This is a genomic window from Richelia sinica FACHB-800 (genome assembly GCF_014698825.1).
Lineage (GTDB): Bacteria > Cyanobacteriota > Cyanobacteriia > Cyanobacteriales > Nostocaceae > FACHB-800.
Window position 1 is genome coordinate 181,394 of sequence record NZ_JACJTT010000002.1, and the last position, 26,836, is coordinate 208,229.

The window sequence follows — 26,836 nt, forward strand, 5'->3', positions numbered from 1 at the left end:
GAAAAACCATGATACCTGTTGCTAGAACAGAAAACCTATTGCTTCAAGATATAGGTAATGAGTTAATTATTTATGATCAAAAAAATAATTCTTCCCATTGTTTAACACCAATAGCAGCGAGAGTATGGGAATTATCTAATGGTCAAAATACGGTGAATGAGATTGCCAATAAACTGGAAAAAGAGTTTGATTTGCCTACGAATAGTGATGTAGATGTGCGGGGGTTAGTGTGGTTAACCTTGGAAGAATTAGAACGCTATTCCCTGATTAAAGAATATTTGAAGCAACCAACGACAGTCGAAATTGCAGGTATGTCGCGCCGGAAGGTGATTAAGACGGCTACTTTGGTGGGTGGGTTTGCGATCGGTTCTATGTTTCCTTTAGTGAAGTCTATTGTTGCTCCTGAACCTGCGATGGCGGGTTCTTGTCAAGGCAAGAGAAATATACTCTTCTGCGCTGGATCTAGCAATAATCAAAAAGACAAAGATAAAGCTGTCAGTGAAGCAATCAAAAATTGCAAAGATACGAAATCTCCCACTGCCAAGTGTCCAGAGACTTGCCCTCCTGGATGTGGTACTTTTGAAGCCTTTAACCCCACCAGTACAACACAAAACCAGGATGGAACTTGGAATGCCAAAGTAGAAGGATTTTGTGGTTGCCAATAGGCATATTTTGGAAAACTTAATCACTAGGGAGAAAAACCATGATACCTGTTGCCAGAACAGAAAACCTATTGCTTCAAGATGTAGGTAATGAGTTGATTATTTATGATCAAAAAAATAATTCTTCCCATTGTTTAACACCAATAGCAGTGAGAGTGTGGGAATTATCCAATGGTCAAAATACGGTGAATGAGATTGCTAACAAACTGGAAAAAGAGTTTGATTTGTCTACGAATAGTGATGTAGATGTGCGGGGGTTGGTTTGGCTAACATTGGAAGAATTAGAATGCTATTCCCTGATTAAAGAGTATTTGAAGCAACCAGCTACAGAGGAAATTTTCGGTATTTCACGCCGTCAGGTGATTAAGACGGCTACTTTGGTGGGTGGGTTTGCTATTGGTTCGATGTTTCCTTTGGTGAAATCTATTATTGCTCCTGAACCTGCAATGGCTCGGTCTTGTCCTAGCTATTTATTTAAAGTCACTAGTACCTGTATAGATGGGCAGGGCGACGATGCAATAGTACGTTCAAGAGATTTTTGCTGCAAGAAAAAAAAGGCTGAGCCTATCTGTAAAAACGAAATTGTAGTAATCCAGGATAAACCAACAAAAATTCTTGTACCATCAGTGAAAAACTGTATTTGAACCATTAAATTAGGTTTATTATAAAATAATAATGCCATATTTCTTTACATTAATTATAGGCTCTGTCTTCCTAATCACTGGAATCACTAAAGCCCTCAGTTCAGAACAATTCATCCATCACAATTACAGATATGGTCTGCTACCCCCAAGAATTGTCCCACAGGTAGCCATCACCTTCATCGGTCTAGAATCAGCATTAGGATTAGCTCTAATTCTCCATCAATTCTCTCAATGGCTCATCCCTATATCAATCATTTTCTTAATAGGTTCATCAGCTTTAATTCTTTGGTCTACATCCTCCGGTAAAACTGAAGATTGCGGTTGTTATGGGGGTATTGTTATCATTACTCCCAAACAAAGTATCCTGTTGAATATTGGATATATCCTGTTGCTAGGAATTGCTTTGTTTTATCCAGTAGCAGACCATCATACCCAAACTTGGCAATGGGTACTCGCTTTAATCATTGGTGTTTCTGCCAGTATCCTTGGTTGGCAGTCTCAACACAAACCTTTAATCAACTTCTCTCGTCTAAAAATCGGCAATACTTGGAAACGCCGTTGGTTAAAAAATAGCCCCAATGACTTACAAAATGGTACTCATTTTATTGTCTTCCTCAGCAAAGATTGTCCCTACTGTAAAAGATGGGTTCCTTTCCTGAACATGATGAATACCCAAAAAGATTTACCGCAAGTCATGGGTATTATGTCTCTTACTCCAGAAGAATTAGAAACCTTTACGGATGAACAGATGGTGCGCTTCCCTTTGGTTTCAATGGATAAGTTGTTATTCGGTTATATGGCTGATGCCTATCCCACTGCTGTTTTAATTGAAGGTGGAGTTATTACTCAAAAATGGGTTGGGGAGCTTCCAGAACCCTATTTAGACCGCATTAAACAGATGTATGAGAAAGTTCTGTTTAAGAAAACAGAACCCGTATCATTGTGAATCCCGACAACTTCTAAGTGAGGGCTTTATGACCACCTTAACTCCCATCTTTGCTCAGTTACCAAGAGTGCGGACTTGTGCAGAAAACGAAATGTTGCTGTGCTGTAGCCGTACTGAAATGACTCATCAAGATATAGAAAGGCTAAATGGTCTCCTTAAGCAACAGATTAACTGGAATTATCTGATCCAAACAGCAACTCGTCACGGAGTGATGCCGCTTCTGTATTGGAATCTCAGCAATTCCTGCCCTGATGCTGTTCCCCAGACTATACTGGCTGAGTTAAGAGATAGTTTTCAAGCAAATGCCGGGTTGAATCTAGCCCTCTCAAGTGAACTTCTCAATCTTCTGCCTTTATTTGAAAAAGAGGGAATATCAGTAATTCCCTATAAAGGAGCTACTCTAACAGCTTTAGCTTATGGCAACTTGACCCTCAGACAATTCAGTGATTTAGATATTTTAGTTCACCAGCAACATATTTTGAAAGCTGAGGATTTGCTCATTGCTCATGGATATAGACCTTCAGCTGATTTAGGTTGGGAGCATCAACTGGTGTCAAAAGATGGTAGAGTTTCTGTGGATCTTCACCACCGATTGACACCATGGGATTTTTCCGTAAAACTTAATTTTGATCAATTGTGGAAACGTTGTCAGCCAGTTACTCTTGCTGGTAAAAAAGCACTCAGTTTCTCTCCAGAAGATTTACTATTGATTCTCTGTATCTATGTTGCAAGGGACTGTTGGTACGAACGGGTGAGACTGGTTGAAATTTGCGATATTGCAGAAGTGATCCGTGTTCATAGAAACATAGATTGGGACTGGATTATGGAAGAAGCTCGTCAGATTGGCACTCAAAGAATACTTTTCCTTGGTCTATTTCTGGCACACGAACTTCTAGCAACAGAACTTCCTCAAAACGTTTTACAAAAAATACAAAAAGAACAAGTTATTAATCTGCTGGCAAGACAGGTTTGTCAATGGCTTTTTTCGGACTTATCTGAGGTAAATAACTCTGCCAAAACCGATGAAAGAAAAGCTTTCTATTTTAATGTGAGAGAGCGCAAACGGGATATTATTCCCCTCTTAACTTATCGTATATATATGTTGCTTGCCCCCAACAAAGCTGATAGGAGGTTTATATCACTGCCTAATTCTCTTTCTTTTCTCTACTATTTAGTTCGACCTATTCGGCTGATTACAAAGCAGTTATTTCGTGCTGTAAAATTACTTAAAAGGCGAATTAGGGCAAGAAAGTTAGGAATTACATTTAAACGCTGTGCAACTTTTCAAGTACCAGATCAGATAATCTTTAGGGGGAGAATTGAGCAAGTTAGTTTTCCTGAAGAGCGGGGATTGAAATCAGAATTTATAGATAATTTACTGGATGATTGCTATCAGTTGGAGAAGTTATCTCAACCGATTTTAAAAATTCTAGATATTGGTGGCCATGTAGGGCTGTTTTCTCTGGCAGCTAGGAATGTATTCCCCCAAGCAATTATTCATGCCTATGAACCCAATCCATCGATGCAAAAGTATATCAAAAATCAAATTCAAATTGCTAAATTTGAATACTTTATGGAAGCAGTAGGTTCAAAACCTGGAAAAGTATTCCTTAATTATGATGTGGAATCAAGTAGAACTCGCTCCCAATTTAGTGAAAAAGGTGATATACCTGTGGTATCTTTATATCAGGCTATCACGCGATTAGGAGGTGATGTTGACTTGCTTAAGTTGGACTGTGAGGGTGCAGAGTGGTCAATCTTTGAAGACAAAGAAGCTTGGCAGTCAGTGAAGAACCTAACGATGGAATATCATTTATGGCCAGATCACACAGAAGAAGAGATTAGATCAGTCATCGAAAACTTAGGGTTTAAGATTAAAAGTCAGATTCCGAGAAGTGATCGGACTATTGGTTTAATCTTCGCATCTCGCTAGTACATTTCCAAAATCAGAAAATCAAATAACAGTCTTACTAGTTGTCTGCTGGTACAAGCTACGTTATCTCTGTCTCTGCGTGAGAGAAAATTCTTTCTTCTTTCTAGTTGCGCAACTGTAAATAATTGATACACTTGTTTTTTGATCATCGGTAACAGGTGAACTAGCGCCAATATGGTGCATATCAAGCGCGTAGAACTTACTAATTTCAAATCCTTCGGCGGTACTACCTCTGTCCCATTATTGCCGGGGTTCACTGTCATATCTGGGCCTAACGGTTCTGGTAAATCGAATATTCTGGATGCTTTGTTGTTTTGCTTAGGACTGGCTAGTTCTAAGGGAATGCGGGCTGATAGGTTGCCAGATTTGGTGAATAATAATCAAACCGCTAAAGGGCGTTCGTCTATTGAAGCTAGTGTGACGGTGACGTTTGATTTATCGGATATTGTCTCACGCAGAGGCGCAGAGGCGCAGAGTGAGGAAGCAGAGGAAGATGAGGGGGAAAACGGGCAGTCGAAAATTTCTAGTTTGGATGGGACTGAGTGGAGTGTGACGAGGAAGTTGCGGGTGACTTCTCAGGGCACTTATACGTCGAATTATTATATTAATGGGGTTTCCTGTACGCTGACGGAGTTGCATGAGGAGTTGGAGAATCTGCGGATTTATCCAGAGGGATACAATGTGGTGTTACAGGGGGATGTGACGAGTATTATCTCGATGAATGCGCGGGAACGTCGGGAAATTATTGATGAGTTGGCTGGGGTGGCAGCTTTTGACCGGAAGATTAATCAAGCGAAGGAGACTTTAGGGGAAGTTAAGGATAAGGAAGACAGTTGTCGGATTATTGAGGGTGAGTTAACTATACAGCGCGATCGCCTTTATCAGGACAAGTTGAAGGCAGAAAAGTATCGTCAACTGCGAAAGGAGTTTCAAGAAAAGCAATCTTGGGAAGCTGTGTTATCTTGGCGTTCTTTTCAAGCACAGCAAGAAAAGTTAGCGACGGAAATTCAAGCTGGTGAACAGTCTTTTAGTCAGCTTTCGACACAGTTAACTGCTGTGAATAGTGATATTGATGAAAAAACTACTGCTCTTGACGCGCTCAATGCCCGTGTGAAAGCATTGGGTGAGGAGGAGTTATTGGCGGTACAGTCTAATTTAGCGACTCAAGAAGCAGAAAGAAAGCAACTCCAACGTCAGCAGCGTGAGTTAGAAACAGCTTTGCAGGAAAGTGGAAGGCGTTTAACTCAAACTCAACAGGAAATTCAGCAGCATCAAGAGGCTTTAGCCCAAGCTGCACAACAACAAGTTGTGGAAACTTCTCAGGTTAGTTCTCTTCAAGTTGAACGTGACCAAGCTAGACAAGATTTGGAAGCTTCTCGTCAAGCTGCGGCGGAAATTGCTTCAGCTTCGGAGGCTTGGGTACAGCAACAAACTGCCCTCAACCGACAAATTGAAACTTTACTCCAAAGTCTGGAACCGCAACGCACTGAACAAGCCCAACTCAGGGAACGCAACACCCAATTACAGGAATTAATAGCAGAACAATCTCAGTTGCTGGCTAATTTAGAACCTCAATTAGCAGAGAAGCAAGGGGAATGTGAACAGTTAGAAACGGCATTTACTACCGCTAGTGAACCTATTCAAGCTTTAGCAGAAAATTTAGCGGCCACAGAACAGGAATTACAAATTCAGCAAGACACCCAAAAGCGTTTACTCCAAGAACAGCGAGAAAAACAACGTCAGTTAGATAAATTAGAAGCACAGGCCCAAGCACAGCAGGAAGTACAGGGAACCCAAGCTAGTAAGGTGATTTTACAGTCGGGAATGCCTGGTTTATGCGGATTGGTAGTTAATTTAGGCAGAGTAGAACCCCGCTATCAGTTGGCGTTGGAAATTTCCGCCGGGGCACGGTTGGGACATATTGTGGTGGAAGATGATAGTATTGCGGCAGCAGGAATAGAATTATTAAAACAAAAACGGGCGGGTCGGGCGACTTTTTTACCGTTAAATAAAATTCATGCACCTAAGTTTACCCAAGACGCAACTTTGCGATTTGCTGATGGGTTTGTCAATTATGCGGTGAATTTGGTAGAGTGCGATCGCCGTTATCGAGATGTGTTTAATTATGTCTTTGGTAATACCGTGGTTTTCGCGACTTTGGCTCAAGCCAGAAAGCAATTAGGTTTATATCGCATCGTCACCCTAGATGGGGAATTATTGGAAACCAGTGGGGCTATGACTGGTGGTAGCAATACCCAACGTTCTGCCTTAAGATTTGGTACAGGGGAAGCCGCAGAATCAGAAGAAGTCAGCAATTTAAAAAGTCGGTTGGCAGATATAGACCGAATTTTAGACCGTTGCACAGAAGCAATTACTAATTTGTCTACCCGCAGTAAACAATTGTCTCATGAACTCACAGAGGCGCGTCAAGGGCGACGGGAACAGCAATTACAATTAGAACAGTTAAAGAAGGAAATCAAGGCTTTAACGGGGCAATTAGAAACAACTGGTTCTCAACTAACTCAAAATCGCGAAAAATTTACCACTGCCCAAACTCGATTGGAAGTTTTAGATCGGGAATTACCAGTACAGGAAGCCCAACTGCAACAATTAAGACAGACTTTAGCTGAGTTGGAAGCCTCCCAAACTCCCAGTGAATGGCAACAAATTCAAGCTACCATTAAATCTCAAGAGCAACAATTACAACAACGGGAAACGACTTTACGGGATGGGGAACAGCAATTAAAAAATCTCGAAAGTCAACAACAGCGATTACAGGAAAGAATTCAAGCAGCAGAAGCGAGAATTCTGGAGTTGGCACAAGAACAATCTAGTATTAACAACCAACAAACGGTAGTTAACAATCAATTGGTGGAGCTAAATCAGCAAATTTTGGCAATTCAAGCCAATTTACACCAACTAGAACAGAATTTAGGGGAAGAGAAAAAGAAACGGGATGTAACAGAACAGGAAGTGCGATCGCTTCTTCTCCGACAACAGCAACTACAATGGGAATTAGAGAAACTAGACCAAACCCAACAAAAGCGTCGGGAAGATTTAACTGCCCTGCAAACTCAACTGCAAAACCTCAGCGCAGAATTGCCCAACCCCCTACCTGAAGTACCAGAAAAAGTTGATTTAGATGACTTGCAAAAAGAATTACGCAGTCTCTCCAAACGCCTACAGGCAATGGAACCTGTAAACATGCTGGCACTTACAGACTATGAAAAAGTTGAAACTCGTTTGCAAGAACTCACCCAAAAATTAGAAACATTAGAAGCAGAACGGACAGAATTACTCTTACGCATCGAAAACTTCACCACCTTACGCCAAATTGCCTTTAAAGAAGCCTTTGATGCTGTCAACGAAAACTTCCAATCTATCTTTGCTACCCTTTCCGATGGTGATGGTTATTTACAACTAGATAACCCAGAAGACCCCTTTAACAGTGGCTTAAATTTAGTTGCACACCCCAAAGGAAAACCTGTACAACGTTTAGCTTCCATGTCTGGGGGAGAAAAATCCTTAACTGCATTAAGTTTTATTTTTTCCTTGCAACGCTATCGTCCATCCCCCTTTTATGCCTTTGACGAAGTTGATATGTTTTTAGATGGGGCAAACGTGGAACGATTAGCGAGAATGATTAAACAACAGGCACAACAGGCACAATTCATTGTTGTGAGTCTACGTCGTCCGATGATAGAATCAGCCGAACGCACAATTGGCGTTACTCAAGCGAGAGGTGCTTATACTCAGGTTTTGGGGATTAAATTGAAATCATCTGACCATTGAATTATTAATAGTAGTTTATAAAGATTAAATTATTAGCATAACGATTTATTTACCATTGAATTAGCTTCTTTGAGTGTTGTTCCATAAAATAATATCCATAAGATTTTCGTTTAATATCTCAGCTTTGGCATTTGATAGAAAAATTGTGGATATAAGCGAGAAATAAGCTCAAACTACTGTATTTACCTAGAAACTCAGATGAACAGGCCGAAGTATTCTGTGTAATACCTGGATATTGACGATATCCAGAATTTTTCCTGCTATTATCTAAGTGTTATGATACGCTGTGGTGGCCACTAATTTTTTCACACCTCACTTAATCTCAACATAACCCGCTTAATATCTAGGTATGTTAGACGGAAATTTTCCTTCAAATAACCAGTTAGGCACTCAAAAATCATAGTATTGGAGTAAGTATTTGTGAGAGAGGCAGTCAGAAAAGAATCTGAGATTTTTTCGGAGTTAGCTGAAATATGTACTTCTCCAGGATACGTTCATGCAATTGCGAGCCTTTGCTATCAGAACAACATACTTATATATGCTGATAAATTAACTCCAGAGGATATGCTTCAGCAGTTCGCGAGGGATATTTTGGTGAGGACTGAAGTATCAACTCTTATAGGACTTGCTTGCAAAAAACAACTCAATATAGACTTGCCATCGCCTGAAGTAATCCAAAGATACATTGACAAGACTGATTCTTTGCTGAAAGAAATTCATCAGTCTATGATGCTGCCAATGGAATACATATTTGATTCAAATGAAGTTAGTGATCATAATTTCAATCCGTTTAGAGATGGCTTAGTCTTGAGGGAACCTATTTTTTATAGCGGAGAGAGTGCCTATTATTTTCAATACAGAGACCTTTCAAAGATAAAATATGAAAAAGATAACGATTGGTTCTTGAGGAATAAAGGATTTTCTATTCAACAAGTTATTGATGTGGTGATGTCAATACAATCGCTACAAAACGATAAAGCAAAGAACGTATTGCGAGGACTCTTTGATAAAAATCCTAGCGAATGGACTGTCCTTTCAGCATATAAGTTTACGGCTAAAGAAGTCAGTGACATCTCAAATATTGAAATTGATACTGTAAGACTGGTCATCGAGTCATTTGTATCATCTATTGGCATGGATGAATTCAACTCTTTAGATGATTTTAATCCTAAAAATGCTTATCCAATTATTCAGCTTCCAGAAGATGAATATTTATTATTTCAAATTTATAGTTTGACACAGGCATTATATGAAACACCGTTTTTCTGGTTTAACGATGATAAAGCCTATAAAAATATTGCGAACCAGCATAGAGGTGAATTTACTGAAAACTTTTCTGCTGAGAGATTGAAACTTGTATTTGGCGAAGAGCGCGTATTTTCAAACATTGATATCTACAATTCTAAAGATCAGGTTGGTGAAATTGATGTATTGGTCGTTTTCGCCGACAGAGCAATAATTCTACAGGCGAAGTCAAAGAAGCTGACTATTACTTCACGTAAAGGTAACGATAACAGCTTACAGTCTGATTTTAAGAAAGCTATTCAGGAGGCTTACGATCAAGCTTATTTGTGCGCCACGCTATTAAACGATAAAAAATATAAGCTTGTTGATAAGAGTGGAAAAGAGCTAAATATTAATCGAGAGTATAAGGAAATTTATCCTTTTTGTGTGATTTCTGAGCATTATCCAGCTCTTTCGTTCCAAGCAAGGCAGTTTTTAAAATTCCAGGAAACTAAAAATATAAAACCTCCATTTGTAATGGATGTTTTTTTGCTTGATGTAATGACAGAAATGTTGCAGTCGCCCTTACATTTCTTGAGTTATGTAAATAGGCGGACATCTTACGGTGACAAAATTCTCTCGACTCATGAGTTAACCATTCTTTCTTATCATCTGAAACAGAATTTGTGGATAGATAATAAGTATGCAATGATGCAAATTGAGGATGAAATATGTGTTGATCTTGATCTTGCGATGCTAACAAGACGAGATGGCGCTCCAGGTTCAGATACTCCAGAGGGAATTTTAACAAAATACAAAGGGACGGTATTCGATCAAATAATAAGAAATATAGATAAGCTTGAGCATTCTGAAATAATTAGTCTTGGATTTACATTGCTCTCGATGAGCAGCAATGCCATTGAGATGATAAACAATGGTATCTCTGAATTAATTAAGCGAGGCAGAAAAGATGGTCAGCACCATGATCTAACTCTTGAAATAAGTGAGGGGGGATTAGGTTTGACTATCCATTGTAACGATGATCATGAATCTATATCCAGACCTCGTTTAGAAAATCACTGTGAACTAAGAAAGTACACACAAAAAGCACGCTCATGGTTCGGAATTTGTATTGGACAAAAAGTTCCGAGGCTAAGATTTGGCGTAAATAAAGAATACGACTGGGTTCAGTCTAATGAAATGGATGAATTAGTGCAAGATTTGCCCAAGCCTCAGAACCTTGAAGGAAAAAATAAAATTAATTTTGCCCCTGCAACTAGACAATCTAAGAAAGTAGGGCGCAATGAAAAATGTCCATGTGGGAGCGGTAAAAAATACAAGAAGTGCTGCCTGAAACAAGAGTGGAGAATGTGAGTTCGCCTTACACGTCCAGACGGACAGATGAAAACCCTCGGTGCTGAGTTTGGGGTTATCTGCCACCGCTACGTTTTACCGTTAGGCGATCTTTTATAGGTTAGGTTGACCAAAGGAAACCCAACCACTTGACATCAAATTAATTTGATATATTTATTCTTGTACAAATATTATCAGAATGGTTGAAGCTCAAATTTGAGTTTGATGTCTATTAATGGTATCTGCGTCCATCACAACACCAGCATCCACAAAAAAAGATATCTCCTTCAGGCGCAGCCACACCTAAGCTCATTTTACGCCTTTGACGAAGTTGATAGATTTTTAGATGGGGCAAACGTAGAACGATTAGCTAGAATAATTAAACAACAGGCACAACAAGCACAATTCATTGTTGTGAGTTTGCGTCGTCCAATGATAGAATCAGCCGAACGCAAAATTGGCGTTACTCAAGCATGAGTACCTTCACACTCAAGTTCTGAGGATTAACTTATCATCCTCCTGGTTAAGCGACAGGTAATCAGGTCAGAGAAGAGGTTTATATTTCTCCTCGTCTACCTGACCCCAAACGCCAAAACACCAATCGACTTGAGTTTTTGTTAAAAATAGTTTATATATAAACCGGATTCGAGATCAGGACTCCGTATAGAATGACCTCCGAACAAATTATTAGGCGTTCCGATATATTAAACACTCAGGTGATTACCCGCGATAACGGCAAGCGGCTAGGTATCGTGAGTCAAGTCTGGGTAGATATTGACCAAAGAGAGGTTGTGGCTCTTGGCTTACGAGACAGCCTGATCTCTATCTCCAGTCTTCCTCGTTATATGTACCTCAACAGTATCAACCAGATCGGTGACGTTATCTTGGTAGATAATGAGGACGTAATCGAAGATATTGAGGTGGAATCCCTCAGCAATCTGATGAACTGGGAAGTCATCACGGAAACAGGTGAAGTCTTAGGTAGAGTCAGAGGCTTTAAATTCAATGGCGAAACTGGGAAAATTTACTCCATTGTCATTGCTTCCTTGGGTGTTCCCCAAATTCCCGACCAGTTTTTGAGTACCTACGAAATATCTATCGAAGAAATTGTCAGCACTGGCCCTAGTCGGTTGATTGTTTTTGAAGGTGCTGAAGAAAGAGTAAATCAATTAACAGTTGGTGTGCTGGAAAGGCTGGGTATTGGTAAAGCCCCCTGGGAACGAGATGCAGATGAAGAGTATGGTTATTCTACGCCCCGTGCCGTTGCACCAAGTAACCAGCTACCTAGCGGTGTACCTTTGCAACCACCTAAACCCAAAGTTCGTACCCCTGAACCTGTAGCCAGGGAGGAAGAGGAATGGACTGAGGACTATATAGAAGAAGAAAGGCCACAACGTCAAGTTATGCAAGCTCGTTCCTACGAATCCATTCAATACGAAGAAGAGGAAGATAACTGGAGTGAGGCGACTGGTAGAGATAGATATCAAGAAGCGCCGAAATACGAAACTCCAACCTACAGAAAGACCTACGCTGATGATTACGATGATTATGATGACGTAGAAGGTGATGCTTGGGATGATGCACCAAAACCTGTGAATATTCCCAAGAAGGTGAAGGAAAGACAGCCTGAATACGAAGAAGAAGGCGGTTATTAACCAACTTTCTGTGAGGAAAAATCAGAATTAATCATTTGCTATTAGGTGCATTCACATCGTGTAATGCACCTTTTTTGTGGAGGTTAATTAACAGTAAGCCAAAAGCTAACAATTACTAACAATTGCTTACTTATGCTCCCAGTTAAAGTCATCGGCTCTTGTTATGTGTGCTTCTTTGGCTGTAAAATACAATGATGCTACTAGGATTCAAGACAGAACTGAAGGTAAGCCAGCAACAAAGACTACTACTGGCACAACACGCAGGAGTAGCTAGACACGCTTGGAATCAAGGTTTAGCATTATGTCAACAGGTTCTCATACATAACAAACTTAATCCTGAAGACAAAATTAAATTTCCCACAGCCATAGATTTACACAAATTGTTAGTAGCAGCCATTAAATCTACCCATCCTTGGTACTAGGAAGTGTCTAAATGCGCCCCTCAATACGCATTAAGATATTTGTCAAATGCCTTTAAATCCTTCTTCAAAAAAACTCAAGGGTTTCCTAAGTTTAAGAAAAAAGGCCAACATGATTCTTTTACCTTAGATGGTGCAATTCATATTGAATACAGAAAAATCAAAGTCCCCGTAATTGGTAGGATAAAAACTTATGAAATTCTCCCTACAGGATATAAACCTAAATCTGTCACCATCAGTAAACAAGCTGATAAGTGGTTTATCTCTTGGAAAATAGACGCAGAAGCTACTCAAACCGAGAAAAAACAAGAGTTTGTAGGAGTTGATTTAGGAATAAATCATCTAGCAACATTATCAACAGTAGAAATATTTAATGGCGTAAAAAGCTATAAAAAGTATGAATCTAAATTAGGAAGAATGCAATATTTGAACCGTCATAAACTCAGAGGTTCAAATAACTACAGAAAAGCACAAATCAAAATAGCGAGATTACACCAAAAAATAGCCAACATCAGAAAAGATACATTACACAAAATCACGACTTATATCAGCAAAAACCACGCGGTTATAGGGATAGAAGATTTGAATGTATCAGGGATGTTAGCAAATGGGAAATTATCAAAAGCTATATCAGATATGGGCTTTTATGAATTTAGAAGGCAGCTAGAATATAAAACACAACTTTATGGCAGTAAGTTAGTAATTGTGGGTAGATATTATCCCAGTAGTAAGACTTGCTCTCAATGTGGTGCGAAAAAATCATCATTGTCATTGTCTCAAAGATTTTTCCAGTGTGATCATTGTGGTTTTGAGTGTGACAGAGATGTAAATGCTGCGATTAACTTAAAACAAGAAGCGGTCAGATTGACCGTGTTAGCCTGTGGACTAGATAGTGCCGACACTTTTAGGATGAAGCAGGAAGAAAAAGCTGGCTCTTGTTAGCATTAGTTAGCTTTTTTGTATCGGAAAATAAGCAACTATCATACCCACCTGCGGATGATTACGAGCGATCGCACTGGGAACACTGCCTAAGAGGGAAAATATTTGGTTTTTATGTTCCACTGCACCATTGAACAGCAGCAAATCATTAGGTTTGAGCAGTTGGGAAACTTGACGGACAAAATTACCCCGCACATTTTGAATTACTGTATCCTCAGCTAGCCCTACTTCTGCTAAATTGATTTCTACTGCTTTTGCTGTCACCACCTGCAACAACCGTAAAGATGCTTTCAGTTCTGTGGCTAAACCTTGAGCTAATCGGAGACTTTGCCCAAAGGAACTAGCGTAAGCTTGTTGACTGGTAAAGGCTAGAAAAACCCTTGATGTGTGTTCAATTGGTAAAGGAAACCGCGTCAACAACACAGGAACAAAACTACGATATACCAATTTATCAATCACACCACCAAAGAAATTTTCTTGGTAGGTGGAGTAACCTTTCCAGCCACAGACAATCACACTAGCTTGCTGTTCCACTGCCACATGGGCAATTCCCTGATCAATAGTTTCGTCAATTCTGCTAATAGGTGTAACTTTAGTTACGGCAGCATGGGCTATCATTTCTGCGGTAGAAAGTAATTGAGTCTGCCTAGCCTTGGCAGAGGCGGAAATGGGAGAACCATCGTTAATTAAGATATGCAGTGGTAACAGTGTTCCTGACACAGATTTTGTCAAAATAATTGCTAATTTTAATAAGTTATCCTCAGTATTGGGATTAGCAACAGGAACTAAAACGCGATCGCCTAAATTGCCAGCGGTAGAATTAACGCTTTTTTGGTCTGCGGGGTGAAGATTTTGCCCCCACCTCGCCGTTACCCAAGGAGAGGCGATACAGGTGACTAAAATCATCGCAATGGTGCCGTTGACCGTTAATTGGTCTACCAACTTGATATTGTAAGCTACAGTGATTGCTGCTAAGGTAGAAGCCGCTTGAGCCACAGATAAGCCGAACATCACCATTACATGGTCAAAATTGAAAGCAAATAACTTACCCGTAGCCCAAGCAGGTACATATTTAGCAACGAGTGCCACCGCTACCATCACACCAGAAACTAAAAGCGATCGCGGTTCTTGCCATAAAATCTTGGGGTTAACCAGCATCCCCACAGAAATCAAGAAAAATGGCACAAATAAAGTATTACCAATAAATTGAAGGCGATTCATCAACGGACTGAGTTGGGGGATAAGTTGGGTAATGGCCACTCCTGCCAAAAAAGCGCCAATAATCGGTTCAATTTGCACCAATTCTGCCCCATAGGACACCACAAACAGGGTAGCTAGGACAAAAGTAAATTCTGCTCCTTCATCATGTCCGAACTGCTGAAAAAACCACTTACCGAGACGAGGTACACCCCAAAGGGTGAGAAAGGTGTAGAGAATGAGCGAGGGAATGAGAAATAACCAAAAACTTAGCGTTAAATTACCTTGATGGGCCCTGACCACCACAGCTAAAACTAAGAGGGCCAAAATATTGGTAATTAAAGTTCCACCTAAAGTGGTAGTTAAAACTGGCGATCGCATAATCCCTAATTTACTGGCCACAGGTAAAGCCAGCAAAGTATGGGATGCAAAACAAGAAGCCACCAAAATTGCAGGTAAAAAACCATAACCAATACCTAACATGGCCCCTGTGCCCAAAATCATGGGTACAGCAAAGGTGGCTAATCCAAATATCACTGCCTTATCTGCGTTGTATTTCAGGTCATCCAAGCTTGTTTCTAGACCTGCCATGAACATGAGAAACAACAATCCCACAGTACCTAACAGCACAATGGTGTTATCCCGTGCCAACAAACCCAAACCATGTGGCCCAACTATTACCCCCGCCAAAATTAATCCCACGATGCCTGGTAGACGGATTTTTTCAAAAATTAGAGGTGCAATCAGCATCATCCCTAATATCGTCAAAAAAACAGGTACAGGTTCCTTAATCGGTGCAGACACAATAGCAGGGAACAGAAAAGCACAGGAATTTAAGTTCATAGACGATTCAGGTACTATTTGGCATTGCCAGAAAATATCAGCGTTGCTGACACCTACTCTTTAGTACCTTCTCAACTTCATCTGGTTTTGGTAACTATTGATAGATAGATTTTTTCAACTAAATTTGGTCTTTTTCGACTTAAACAAGGTTCAAATTGACCCTCCAAGCTGATGGTTGAAGTCAAATCAATTTTTGATAGACCTTGCCCTGACACATCTCTACCATAAACAATCAAAGGTATTTATCTTGACATTCAACCAACCATCTGATGCTATAGTTATTCATTGACATTGGGGTCAAGATTACAGGAATTGTTAAATACTTCTAAAATTTGTTGACAAATCTTTTTCAGCTTTTCTGCCACAGAAGAAGCAGGTAGAGACTCACCCACAAAACTCCATTTTTCGATAGTCGAAAGTCGCCAAACTTCTCCTCGATGGTCAAATCCTGAAGCTTCTATCCCTATTGCCCGTCGTACATTGGTGATGGGATCTTCATAAAAACGGATTTGAATTAATACGCTACGACTACGCCAAGATTTACTGATCCCCGGAAAATGAAACCCGATGTCAATGGAATCTGGATCTACCAACTCTCTGGTTTCCGGGTCATTCTTCCAGGGTTTGAGATCCGATTTAGCATCAGGAAACTCCGTTTTAAACAAATTAACTACCGTAGCAATCTTGCTGGCGAGTTCAACATTGGTTGCCTGTTCAGCTGCGTTCACGAAACAACACTCCTATCTTAGGTCGGCCTATGGGGATGTGAAAACAGAAAAACCGCCAGAAGGCTAATCTTATCAGTGTTTCAGCTTATCAATACTGATGATATTTCGCAACTCTAGATTATGCTTTCATTACAATTCATCAGCAAGGGATCAACTTATTCCCACCCACTTCATGCCGATAGAGCTAGCAAATGGGTAGTTTAAGACTTTGTTAAGATAAATAAATAAGGTGCGTTACACTTCGTTAACACACCTGAAAAGTTGAATATATTGTTTTTACTATCCAGTATGAGGTAAACGAGGATGATTTGATTCTGCATCAATTCCATTGTCATGATTTTTAGCCGAAACAAATCCTAAGGTGACTCGTTTCATCAGTAAGTGCAAAGCAAGCAAAATAACAAAAGTGATAGCAATAATCACTAAAGGTTGTTTACCCAGAATTTCTTCCACACCTCTAGTCAGAATGGCATCTGGTTGAGTAATAAAATCCCAACTATTGAAGCGTAAAAACCTACCCCAATAAATGCCCACAGCACAAAGGGCATGGGTGATAATTTCCATCTTGAAAATCCAGTTACTCTTGCCAATGCGGTGTAAATAATAGCCCCAATTAATTAAGGATATAACATAGGCTTCAAATCCAGCTAGGATCACTAATAGATACACGGGAATTAACACTAGTGTAATCACCCACACAGATTGAATTTGACGAATGTCATCAATCAGGTGAATCACATCTGTTAATAAATAAGGTGCATTGGGTAAAAAAGCATAAAAAACTGTAAATCCTAACCACCAAACCCAAGAGCGTCCCTTTTTCGTCCGAAATAACCAAACACTTAAAACTAAAGGGATAAAAGCCAGAAATAAATTCCAAGTCATCCACCGCATATTAATTTGTAAAACCTGGAGAACCCTGGCTATCAATTCAATCGCTTCTGCTTTCATAGTTATTCAAGGAGTTGAACAGTATCTTGTCCACCAAGGACACTGCTAGAATCTACTTGTAAATTAGACTGGGTTTTTCATGTCCTTGGTTCTATTTTGTGGTTATTGAGATTGACTACAATACTTATTCAGCTGATTACTTAAATTATCAGATTCTTTACCAGCCGTTTTAGCGGCTGCTGTCAGTGCAGAATCAATATCAGTACGAGCCTTTTGAATTTTTTCTCTACCAGATGGCGTTGCTTCCGCTGTCTTAGCTGTATTGAGAGCTTGAGCAGCTTTGGCTATAGCTTGACTTAAATTTTGAAAAACTTTGACAAAATCACCTTGAAATTCCTCCAGCTTGGGGTCTGTAAATTTCAGTTCTGCGAGAGATTTGGTCACATCTTTTAAATCTTTAGATAATTGTAAGCTAGTGTTAGCTTGTTTACCTTTGTTATTATCAATCAAAGATATGCCTTGATTGACAACTTGAATTAATCGCTGACACTGTGAAACTTTACTTTCACTACAACCAGTAATCAAGAGGCTGATACTTAGACTAATCGGCACAAAAAATCTAATCTTAAACACAGAAAAAATCATCCATATCCCAACAGCAATAGACCTGTCCGCAATATAAATTTCGGGACTAAAAAATGGTAGAAGTTAGGTTTGAGAGTCTACCATGATTAAAAATCCACTTCATTATATTCAAAAATATCATCATCGGACAAAGTAAATATTGGGTATCAGTTATCAACTGTATTCTGGATTAATTCTCTATGTGAATTAAGACATATATGAATTAAAAATTAAAAATTGAAAGGGTATAAATTATCATCTTGTTTACGTGAAAACAAGAAATGAGTTGATATTTTCATTAAAAAACTCTCACTCAATGAATAAATAATAGAAGGCAGTTTCTAGCCTACAAGTTTCACCTTCAAGATGTAAAAATGTCTGGCTTTCCCTGCCTCCCCTGGTTGATATATTTTTCTTGGTGCTACAAACCTTCGCTATTTGGTGTCGGTTCCGATGTTGAAGGTGTGGCGGGAGGATTAAGAAACTGTTGCCAAGTGTTAATTTGGGCTTGAGCATCTGCATAAGCAGAACTGCCACGGGGAATTAACTTAGCAGTATTAATTGCTGTGGGAATGTCAGATTCTCCTTGAGAGCGAGCTATCTGTAACAATTGTTGACTCCATCCATCAATAGCGACATTAGCATCCATCCGTAAGATGTTATTTGTCGAAATACGATTAGCTAGCCTAATGGCGCTGGCTAAAGCTTCCGGTGTGCCAATGCTAGCGTTTTCCTGGGCTTTGCGCCAGTTATCTTTGGCGCTGAGTTGTTCTTCCCAACCATTAATAGCTGTTTGTGCTTCCCCTGCTAAGACTCTACCTGAACCAGCAATGCTTCTGGCGGCATTAATCGCACCACTTAAGTCTCCACTATCAGCTAGTGCATTGGCATTATCTAAAATTGGTCGGTCTTGAATTAACTGCATTTTAGCTGTCCATTGGCGGATTTTGCGCCTAGCTTCTGGATATAATGCGCGACCAGAACGAATTTGTCTAGCTTCTGCGATCGCTGCTTGGAGTGAATTGATATCCTCCATCATGGCGATTTGGTCTGCTCTATCTAAATAAGGCCTATCTTCAATGGACTCTACTTGATAACGCCACCGTCCCATTTCTTGTTGAGCTTCTTGGCCACGGGGGTTTTGAGAAGGAATCTGTTCAGCTTCAGAAATTGCGGCGGTTAAATCGTTAATTGTTCCTTGACTAGCCAGTGTCCGCGCTTTTTCTAGCCGACCCACGTCACCAATTTCTAATTGCCAACGGGCGATTAATTGTTGTGCTTTATCATAGATATCCCTGGAAGCATCAATTTGTTGTGCTTGGGAAATTGCTGCTTCTAAACCAGCAACTGTGCCAATAAATGCACTTCTTTGAGCTTCACCTAAAACAATAAAATCATCAATTTGTGCTTGTAGGGAAGGGATAGGAGGTATTTTCCGCACAATATCTAATGCTGTATCCGCATCACGCTGATCCATCCTAGCTTGGGCAAGTTTGAGCATTTTGCTGCCAAATTTAGGAATCAATTCTTGCGCTTTTTGATACATGTAGCTATCGCGTTGAATTGATTCAGCTATTTTCATGGCTTTCAGGACATTTTCCACTGAGCCACTGCCAGCTAAATTTTCAGCCTTGTAAAGCTTATCCCCATCTTCCCTGGCTGTGACAATAATTCGGTTTAGTTGATCATATTTTGTACTAGACCAATATTTATTGTTCACGCGCAACAATTTAGCCGTCAGCATAAAAGCTGATTGCCAATTTCTTTGCCGCAGTTCATTTTCTGCATCTTGGTAGATTTTTTCTGCTCTTGTCCAGATTCTTTGCCATTTGGCAATTTGTACGTCTACTAGTTCGTGAGCTTTTAAATCTTCTGGCACTTGACGAGCAGTAGCGATCGCTTCTTCTAAATTACCAGCTTGGAAACTTTCGTCCGCTAACTGTAAAATATCCCGTGACCAATCTTCTAACAATCCATCAATTTGTGTGCGTAATGGATGATTAGATGGTAGTTCCTTCACCAGTGCGATCGCTTGTAACAAATCACTGACCGTCTGCTTAGAAGCTGCTAATTGAGCACAGTGTAACCGTACAGACGCGCTTGCCAAGGGCCAAAAAATTTCTGGGCAATTAGGAGCAGAAGGTAACTTCAACAGCATCGACACAGCCAGAAAGGCAGTGCTACCAGGAATTAAAGTCAGTATCACTGACCATAACACCCAGCTTTTCATCCACCTTGGCATCTTCTCAGCTAACTGATTAAATGCAGCCGTTACTTTGGAATCCTTACTTATAAATCCTGACGTATCTTTTTTTTTCCTTTTTTTTACTGACTTAGAGGTAGAGCCAGTAGCAGCACCATCCAAGGGTAAATTGCCTTGATGATTGGACTCTCTAGCTCTACCTGGGGACCAATTGTCTGGAATATCCCGCTCTGTCATTTCTCACACCAAAGTAATTTCTTAACGATCTCTATATGATCGATTTTGATAATTTTGTTTTTGTTATCCTATACTTTCTCCCGATAAAAAATCTATCCTTATCATTTTTCACCTCCAAACTTATCATTTGCTTAAATTTGTTGCCGTTTAACTAACTACATTAGCCAGACGCAGAAGATTCAGCTTGTAAATCAACAATTAATTGAGCCAGATGATCGCTACTAGCTTGATAAACTTGCCCACAAAAATCGCAAGTTGCTTCTGCACCATCATCCTTGACAATCATGTCTTGTAATTCCGCTTCTCCTAACATCTTTAGTGCTCCTAGCACCCGATCAAAAGAGCAACCACAATGGAAGCGTAGCATGTGAGTTTCTGGAAATATGTTCAGTTCCATATCTCCTAGCAAATCAGTCAAGATTTCAATTAAATTCTTTCCAGCTTGTAGCAGAGGCGTAAACCCCGATAGAGCAGAAACCCTTGATTCCAACTTGGCTACTAACGCTTCATCTCTAGCAGCCTTTGGCAATACCTGCACCAATATCCCCCCTGCTGCTGTCACTCCTTGTGCTCCCACAAAAACACCCAATACTAAAGCTGAAGGTGTTTGTTCTGAACTCACAAGGTAATGAGCCACATCATCACCAATTTCACCAGATACTAACTCAACTGTACTAGAGTAAGGATAACCATAGCCAATATCTCTCACAACATAGAGATAGCCCTTACCCACAGCACCACCAACATCCAGTTTACCTTTGGCATTCGGAGGTAATTCTATAGATGGGTTGCCAACATAGCCACGAACAGTCCCATCCAAACCAGCATCTACCAATATACCACCCAAAGGCCCATCGCCCTTAATTCGGACATTCACCCTCGAACCAGTACGCTTCATATTGGAAGCCATCAGCAACCCTGCTGTCATGGTTCTGCCTAAAGCTGCTGTTGCCACATAAGAAAGCTTATGACGTACCCTTGCTTCCTCTGTTAAGCGTGTGGTGATCACACCAACTGCACGAATTCCCCCATCCGCTGCTGTCGCGCGAATCAATTGATCAGCCATGAAAAACCTTACAATTCTTAACAAGTCTACTTTTCTATTCTAAGTTCTCCCCTGCCCCAAAAGTGACTTCGGTATAACATAAAAAGCAGCAACCAAGGGAAATCACCAACCACTAATCACTATGCTAGGTAATTTTCAACAAAGCCAACTGCGAATTGAAATAGCAGCATCATCTGAAGCTATTCACGATAGTCTATTACGTCCAGATAACCTGAAACAATGGTTATTAGCACAAAAATTTGCTTCAGGAATGCCAGAAAAACTAACTTCAGGATTTCAATTTACAACCTGGACTGGGCCTATCCCAATTCACCATCAAGTCGATGTGGTGAAAAGTAACTGTGTACGCTTACTACTGAGTGGAGGCATCGATGGATTTCACGAATGGTATTGGGGTGAAGGTTGGGTACAGTCACGTCTAGAAGGAGTGTCTATGTTACCTCTGAATTTAGGCCAAACTCTGAGTTTATTGAGTTTAAGGGAGTTTTTAAGAAATAAAAGAAAGTAGAAGAGTTGTTAGTGCAGAGGTTCGCTGAGGACGCAAAGAATTCAAGAGGCTAAACTTTTCTCAACCTACCTGTAGGACTCTCTAGTTGAATCTGGAGTGTCAAACTGCATTTTGGGCAACTTTATATTTATCTCTCTCGTCAAAGTGAAAGTTAGTTGATTGAATCAGTAGACAAAAATTGTATGCGTTTACCCATTGCTATTTGTACAGGATTAATAATTGCCTTAAGTTTCAACACTTCTGTACTATCTAAAAAACCACCTGTCCAACTTACACCCACTCAACAAGTCAAATTAGACAAGGCTCAATTAAAAGTTTTTAGTCGGTTATGGAAAGAGAAAGATGTTAAAAATTATCGTTATAGACTCAGTAAAAGTTGCTTTTGTGCTCCCGCAGCAAGAGGCCCAGTGCTCATTGTTGTTAAAGATGGGGTAACTACTTCAGTTACTTCTGAAGAAACAGGACAGGCAGTAGACCCAGAACTGTTTAAACAATATGACAGTGTACCCAAATTATTTGCTGTAATTCAGGATGCAATTGACCGTAAAGCTGCTAGCTTAAATGTCAAATATGACGCGAAACTTGGTTATCCTACTCAAATTAATATTGATTACGATACTCAAATAGCTGATGAAGAATTGTATTTAACAATTGACAAGTTTGAAATTATTAAATAGACATCTGGTGAAATTAAATATGCGTTGTCTATTATCCTTCTAAAGAAGTTCCATGGAATATCCAATTATTTCATAGGGTATGTGTGGTCTGCCACTGGGTAGACCACTTAAAAATGTGAGTATAGAAAAAAAGAAACAAGCTTTAGAAAACGAGAAAATTAGGACAAGGCAAAGGAAGATTTAGCTTGGTTAGCATCATGGCTAAACTGCGTGTAGATGGTGTTGAAATATATATAAGTAACTAGCCGCACTTATTTTGATAAAAGTTGCTGAATCGTAATTGCAAGTTGTTTAAGTCTGACAGGTTTAGATAAATATTCATTTGCTCCTGCTGCTAAACAACTTTCCATATCCCCTGGCATAGCTAGAGCGGTTAGGGCAATAATTGGTATATCGGTCAATTGTAGATCATTGCGTATGCGTCGAATTGCCTCAAGTCCATCCATTTGGGGCATTTGAATATCCATTAAAATTAAGTCGGGGCGTTGAGTTGCAGTAATATCCAGTGCTTGCTGACCATTGTTGGCTGTAATCAGACGATATCCGTGACTTTCCAGATAGTCAAACATCATATCAATATTTACCTGATTATCTTCCACTATCAAAATTAAGGGAGATTCTAAAGATGGTGGTGATAATTCAATTTCAGTAGGTGAGGGAATATTTACCTTTGTTGTTAAGCTTTCATTGCTGCTATGGTAAGGAATACGAATAGTAAAACAACTGCCTTTTCCCACTTCACTGCTAACTGAAACCGTTCCCCCATGTAGTTCCACAATTTGCTTCACCAGTGCTAGTCCTAAACCAGTGCCTTCATATTCGTGGCTAAGGCTGCTATTAACTTGCATAAAAGCTTGAAACAACTTACTAATATCTTCTTGGTTAATACCGATACCTGTATCTGTAACAGAAAAACAAAGGAAAGGAGAAGACAAAGCAGAATTGACTGTAGCTGTAGATTCTACTCCCCCTGGTTCTTCCAACCAGACTTTTAGGGATACAGAACCGTTTTCTTTTGTGAATTTGACAGCGTTATTTAGTAGGTTGATCAGTACCTGACGCATCCGGCGTTCATCTATCTGAAGGCTGCCAAGGTTGTTGGCAATATGGGATTTGAGGGCAATATTTTTTTTCAATGCTATCTGTCGGATGAAGACTAAACTAGAATCACAGAGGCTTTGAACTGAAACATCACTCAGGTCTAGTTCTAGTTTGCCAGATTCGATTTTTGATAAATCAAGAATATCGTTGATTAGTTCTAACAAATGTCTACCGCTACGCTCGATGGTAGAAATGGCTCTTAGTTGTCGTTCATTGATAGCTCCAAACACATCATCCTGTAAGCCTTCCGACATTCCCAAAATCGCATTGAGAGGTGTTCGTAATTCATGGCTCATGTTCGCCAGAAATTCATCTTTGAGGCGAGTAGCGTGTGCTAGTTCACTATTAGTTTTATTAAGTTCCTGATTGAAATACAACAGTTGTGCTTCTGCTTGTTTGCGCTCGGTGATATCAGTCAATGTCCCAACATAGCCGATAATGCTACCATCGGTATTGGTTTCTGCTATGACATAGCTGTAGAACCAAGTAATGCTGCCATCTGGTAGCAGATGTCTACCTTCGTTAGAAAAGAGTTCTCCTGTCTGGGCAGTTTGAGACCATTGAACCCATTTTTGCGACAAGCGATCGCGGTCTTCTGGATGCAAAGTTTCTATCCATCCCTGACCCAAAGCTGCTTGTGTCGGTCTACCTGTCATCTGACTCCAGGATTCATTGACATAGAGACAATTACCAATGGTATCCAGCCGGAAAATACCAACAGGAACCGCTTGTGTTAAAGCTGCATAGCGGCGTTCACTTTCTCGCAGGGCTAATTCTATTGTTTTGCGCTCTGTAATATCAGAGTTAATACCTACCATCCGTATGGGTTCGCCCTGGTGATTGCGTTGAACTATGGCAGCAGCTTTAATAAAGTGAATGCTGCCATCTGGATGAACAATGCGAAATTCTGTATCAAAGTCTTTTTCACCTCTGATAGCAGCTGCAAGGGCAGCATCAATTTCAGGAAGATCATCTGGATAAAGGGCATTTCGCCAAGTCTCATAAGTGGATTTAATCTGGGATTTTTGCACACCATACAGTTCATACATTCGGTCATCGCATACTGGGTCTTGAACCATATCCCAGTCCCAAGTGCCAATTGCTCCTGCTTGCAGTGCCAATGTCAGTCTGTCAGAAAGATTCCGTAACTGTTCCTTCTTTTGTTTGCGTTCAGTAATATCAGTTTCTGAACCACTCATGCGAATGACACTACCTGCGTCGTCCCATAAAGCTTGACCCCGGTCTAATATCCATAGATAGGAGCCATCTTTGTGCTTGACTCGGTATTCTTCTTGGAAAAAAGGTGTCTTTTGGGCAAAATGGTCAGCCACTGCTTGCATCACCCGTTCATAATCGTCGGGATGGATGCGACTTGACCATTCTTCTACGTTGTGGCTAATTTCATCCTCGCTAAAGCCTCGCATTTGTTTCCAACGAGTGGAAAAGAAAACTTGATTCGTTCTAGTATCCCAATCCCAAATTCCATCATTAGTACCACGCAATATTAGTTGCCAACGCTCTTCACTTGCCTGTAAAGCTGCTGTACGCTGTTCTACTCTAGTTTCTAATTCCTGATTCAGTGCTTGTAATGCTATTTCTACTTGTTTGCGTTCAGTAATATCTTTGGCTGAGGCAATAGTACGATAAACTTTGCCAGAATCATCAAAAACTGGAAATGCTTGGACGTAAATCCAGCGTAATTCTCCACTGGGTCTAAAAATGCGGTACTCGGTTTGGCATTTCTGACCAGACATCACTTGCTGCATTTCTATTTGTAACCGACTTATATCTTCTGGATAAACAGATTCCAGCCACACCATCGGATTTTTGTACATTTCTGCACAAGGCCGCTGCCAGATGCGTTCATATCCCGAACTAAGATAAATTGTTTTACTAAAGTCAGCATTTTGGATCAGAAATACTTCCTCCACCGCTGTTGCTAGTTGGCGAAAATTTTCTTCGTTCTCTTGGAGAGTCTTTTGTATCCGTTGGCGTTCTGCTAATTCTGCCTGTGCCTGTTGATATGCGCTAGATTGTTGAATGGCGATCGCAATTTGCACGGAAAGTTGATCTAATAATTCCAGTTCCTGTGCTTCCCAGTGACGTGGTGCAGAACATTGATGAGCAATTAATAATCCCCATAATTGCCCTGTGACAATAATCGGCACTACCAAGTTGGCTTGGACTTGAAATTGTTCTAGTAACTGCAAATGGCAGTCTGTTAAATCCGCTTGATAAATATCATCAATTGCCCGTTTTTTTCCCTGATGATAGTCTTGACCTGCACCTTCTTGAAAACAAGTGTCTTGAATCTGCACCCCCAAAGATGCTCTCCAATTTGGCAGCACCGACTCCGCGACAATAGTACCACTCATATCTGGATTAAATTGATACACCAATACTCTGTCTGCCTTAAGAAACTGGCGTACTTCTGTTGTTGTTGTCTGTAAAACTTCTTCTAATTGAAGAGACTGATGAATCCGTAAAGCTGCTGCCGCAATTATTTTTTGTTTTTGCCGGCTTTGTTCTAGCTGTCTAGTCAGGTTCATCCGTTCAACTGCTTGATGAATTGCCCGGTGCAGAATGTTAGGAGTAAGTTGGTCTTTGACGAGATAATCCTGACAACCACTTTTCATCGCACGGACAGCAATCATTTCGTTTCCCTGTCCTGTCAGCAGGATAACTGAAGTGTGACTGTTGGTAAAGTATTGCTTCAATTTCTCCAGCACCTCTAGCCCATCTTCATCTGGCAATTTATAATCCAGCAAAATGATATCTGGTGTCTCCTGCTGACAATATTTCATTGTCTCTGTTACTGTTTCACTCTCCACAATCTGATAGATATACAGGCTATCTTGTAGCAAAAAGCGACTGTATAAGTACCTGTCTTCGGGGCAATCATCAATTAGCAGAACAGTGAGGGGGAGACGATGGCTCATAAATCATGAAATAACAATAGAATTTCAGTTCCTAGTAAGAGGCTGTTTTAAACAATAAACATAGGAACTTTCATCTCTATTCACAAAAGTGGAGTCTGAATACCCTATAGAGATTTTTGTCAGCCAGAAAATTAGAGCATAACTCTGGGATTAAACCAGTTATGTAATTTTTAGTTTATAAGCTTATTGAGCCTGCCTGATCAATTTTCTTAATTCATAAAATTACAATTTATGTCAATTAAGTATCAAGAGTAT

At 40.1% G+C, this 26,836-nt stretch carries 18 protein-coding genes and 1 pseudogene; 12 read left to right on the forward strand and 7 right to left on the reverse strand.

Annotated features, from left to right (window positions below):
- The first annotated feature begins 8 nt into the window (after positions 1–8).
- The 10 genes and pseudogenes from H6G73_RS02650 to H6G73_RS02690 all read left to right on the forward strand — a co-directional run bounded on the left by H6G73_RS02650 (position 9) and on the right by H6G73_RS02690 (position 13,570).
- Positions 9–665 (forward strand): PqqD family protein, encoded by a 657-nt coding sequence (locus H6G73_RS02650; RefSeq protein ID WP_190601394.1) that lies wholly within the window; start codon positions 9–11, stop codon positions 663–665.
- A gap of 38 nt (positions 666–703) precedes the next feature.
- Positions 704–1,306 (forward strand): PqqD family peptide modification chaperone, encoded by a 603-nt coding sequence (locus H6G73_RS02655; protein WP_190601395.1) that lies wholly within the window; start codon positions 704–706, stop codon positions 1,304–1,306.
- A gap of 31 nt (positions 1,307–1,337) precedes the next feature.
- Positions 1,338–2,252 carry a peroxiredoxin family protein gene (locus H6G73_RS02660; RefSeq protein WP_190601396.1) on the forward strand — a complete coding sequence of 305 codons (915 nt, stop codon included), beginning with the start codon at positions 1,338–1,340 and terminating at the stop codon, positions 2,250–2,252.
- Positions 2,253–2,280: 28 nt separating this feature from the next.
- Positions 2,281–4,185, forward strand: coding sequence for an FkbM family methyltransferase (locus H6G73_RS02665; protein ID WP_190601397.1), 1,905 nt, complete (start codon positions 2,281–2,283; stop codon positions 4,183–4,185).
- A 174-nt stretch (positions 4,186–4,359) separates the two neighbouring features.
- Entirely contained in the window at positions 4,360–7,977 is a 3,618-nt protein-coding gene (gene smc, locus H6G73_RS02670; protein ID WP_190601398.1) for a chromosome segregation protein SMC, read from the forward strand.
- 420 nt (positions 7,978–8,397) lie between these two features.
- Positions 8,398–10,575, forward strand: coding sequence for an NERD domain-containing protein (locus H6G73_RS02675; RefSeq protein WP_190601399.1), 2,178 nt, complete (start codon positions 8,398–8,400; stop codon positions 10,573–10,575).
- Between the two features lie 285 nt (positions 10,576–10,860).
- Positions 10,861–11,092: pseudogene (locus H6G73_RS02680) on the forward strand (hypothetical protein); the annotation flags it as partial.
- 130 nt (positions 11,093–11,222) lie between these two features.
- Positions 11,223–12,209 carry a PRC-barrel domain-containing protein gene (locus tag H6G73_RS02685; protein WP_190601401.1) on the forward strand — a complete coding sequence of 329 codons (987 nt, stop codon included), beginning with the start codon at positions 11,223–11,225 and terminating at the stop codon, positions 12,207–12,209.
- Positions 12,210–12,400: 191 nt separating this feature from the next.
- The gene (locus tag H6G73_RS24325) at positions 12,401–12,631 is read left to right on the forward strand and encodes a helix-turn-helix domain-containing protein (protein WP_242034097.1); all 231 of its coding nucleotides are present in this window, start codon (positions 12,401–12,403) and stop codon (positions 12,629–12,631) included.
- Positions 12,632–12,634: 3 nt separating this feature from the next.
- Positions 12,635–13,570: an RNA-guided endonuclease InsQ/TnpB family protein gene (locus H6G73_RS02690; RefSeq protein ID WP_256443760.1), complete on the forward strand. Its 936-nt coding sequence runs from the start codon at positions 12,635–12,637 to the stop codon at positions 13,568–13,570.
- A 6-nt stretch (positions 13,571–13,576) separates the two neighbouring features.
- Here the strand turns inward: H6G73_RS02690 and H6G73_RS02695 are convergent, their stop codons facing one another.
- The 6 genes from H6G73_RS02695 to hslO all read right to left on the reverse strand — a co-directional run bounded on the left by H6G73_RS02695 (position 13,577) and on the right by hslO (position 21,356).
- Positions 13,577–15,607 (reverse strand): cation:proton antiporter domain-containing protein, encoded by a 2,031-nt coding sequence (locus H6G73_RS02695; protein WP_190601402.1) that lies wholly within the window; start codon positions 15,605–15,607, stop codon positions 13,577–13,579.
- A 278-nt stretch (positions 15,608–15,885) separates the two neighbouring features.
- Positions 15,886–16,335, reverse strand: coding sequence for a hypothetical protein (locus tag H6G73_RS02700; protein ID WP_190601403.1), 450 nt, complete (start codon positions 16,333–16,335; stop codon positions 15,886–15,888).
- 279 nt (positions 16,336–16,614) lie between these two features.
- Positions 16,615–17,286, reverse strand: a complete 672-nt coding sequence (locus H6G73_RS02705; protein WP_190601404.1) for a DUF1361 domain-containing protein — start codon at positions 17,284–17,286, stop codon at positions 16,615–16,617.
- Positions 17,287–17,388: 102 nt separating this feature from the next.
- Complete coding sequence (locus H6G73_RS02710; RefSeq protein WP_190601405.1) at positions 17,389–17,871, reverse strand: hypothetical protein; 483 nt, start codon at positions 17,869–17,871, stop codon at positions 17,389–17,391.
- Between the two features lie 400 nt (positions 17,872–18,271).
- On the reverse strand, positions 18,272–20,290 hold the full coding sequence (locus tag H6G73_RS02715; protein ID WP_190601406.1) for a chromosome segregation ATPase: 2,019 nt from the start codon (positions 20,288–20,290) through the stop codon (positions 18,272–18,274).
- A 160-nt stretch (positions 20,291–20,450) separates the two neighbouring features.
- A complete protein-coding gene (gene hslO / locus H6G73_RS02720; protein WP_190601407.1) occupies positions 20,451–21,356 on the reverse strand; it encodes an Hsp33 family molecular chaperone HslO in 906 nt (301 codons plus the stop codon).
- Positions 21,357–21,477: 121 nt separating this feature from the next.
- Between hslO and H6G73_RS02725 the strand changes: the two genes are divergently transcribed.
- A complete protein-coding gene (locus H6G73_RS02725; RefSeq protein WP_190601408.1) occupies positions 21,478–21,864 on the forward strand; it encodes a hypothetical protein in 387 nt (128 codons plus the stop codon).
- A gap of 182 nt (positions 21,865–22,046) precedes the next feature.
- On the forward strand, positions 22,047–22,541 hold the full coding sequence (locus H6G73_RS02730; protein ID WP_190601409.1) for a DUF6174 domain-containing protein: 495 nt from the start codon (positions 22,047–22,049) through the stop codon (positions 22,539–22,541).
- A 251-nt stretch (positions 22,542–22,792) separates the two neighbouring features.
- Here H6G73_RS02730 and H6G73_RS02735 read toward each other — a convergent pair whose 3' ends face one another.
- A complete protein-coding gene (locus H6G73_RS02735; RefSeq protein WP_190601410.1) occupies positions 22,793–26,581 on the reverse strand; it encodes a PAS domain-containing protein in 3,789 nt (1,262 codons plus the stop codon).
- Positions 26,582–26,836 lie beyond the last annotated feature (255 nt).

Coding starts and splice junctions, on each gene's coding strand:
- H6G73_RS02695 (WP_190601402.1), bottom strand. CDS start 15,607: ATGAACTTAAATTCCTGTGCTTTTCTGTTCCCTGCTATTGTGTCTGCA.
- H6G73_RS02735 (WP_190601410.1), bottom strand. CDS start 26,581: ATGAGCCATCGTCTCCCCCTCACTGTTCTGCTAATTGATGATTGCCCC.
- smc (WP_190601398.1), top strand. CDS start 4,360: ATGGTGCATATCAAGCGCGTAGAACTTACTAATTTCAAATCCTTCGGC.
- H6G73_RS02705 (WP_190601404.1), bottom strand. CDS start 17,286: ATGAAAGCAGAAGCGATTGAATTGATAGCCAGGGTTCTCCAGGTTTTA.
- H6G73_RS02660 (WP_190601396.1), top strand. CDS start 1,338: ATGCCATATTTCTTTACATTAATTATAGGCTCTGTCTTCCTAATCACT.
- H6G73_RS02730 (WP_190601409.1), top strand. CDS start 22,047: ATGCGTTTACCCATTGCTATTTGTACAGGATTAATAATTGCCTTAAGT.
- H6G73_RS02650 (WP_190601394.1), top strand. CDS start 9: ATGATACCTGTTGCTAGAACAGAAAACCTATTGCTTCAAGATATAGGT.
- H6G73_RS02665 (WP_190601397.1), top strand. CDS start 2,281: ATGACCACCTTAACTCCCATCTTTGCTCAGTTACCAAGAGTGCGGACT.
- H6G73_RS02725 (WP_190601408.1), top strand. CDS start 21,478: ATGCTAGGTAATTTTCAACAAAGCCAACTGCGAATTGAAATAGCAGCA.
- H6G73_RS02655 (WP_190601395.1), top strand. CDS start 704: ATGATACCTGTTGCCAGAACAGAAAACCTATTGCTTCAAGATGTAGGT.
- H6G73_RS02715 (WP_190601406.1), bottom strand. CDS start 20,290: ATGACAGAGCGGGATATTCCAGACAATTGGTCCCCAGGTAGAGCTAGA.
- H6G73_RS24325 (WP_242034097.1), top strand. CDS start 12,401: ATGATGCTACTAGGATTCAAGACAGAACTGAAGGTAAGCCAGCAACAA.
- H6G73_RS02710 (WP_190601405.1), bottom strand. CDS start 17,871: ATGATTTTTTCTGTGTTTAAGATTAGATTTTTTGTGCCGATTAGTCTA.
- H6G73_RS02685 (WP_190601401.1), top strand. CDS start 11,223: ATGACCTCCGAACAAATTATTAGGCGTTCCGATATATTAAACACTCAG.
- hslO (WP_190601407.1), bottom strand. CDS start 21,356: ATGGCTGATCAATTGATTCGCGCGACAGCAGCGGATGGGGGAATTCGT.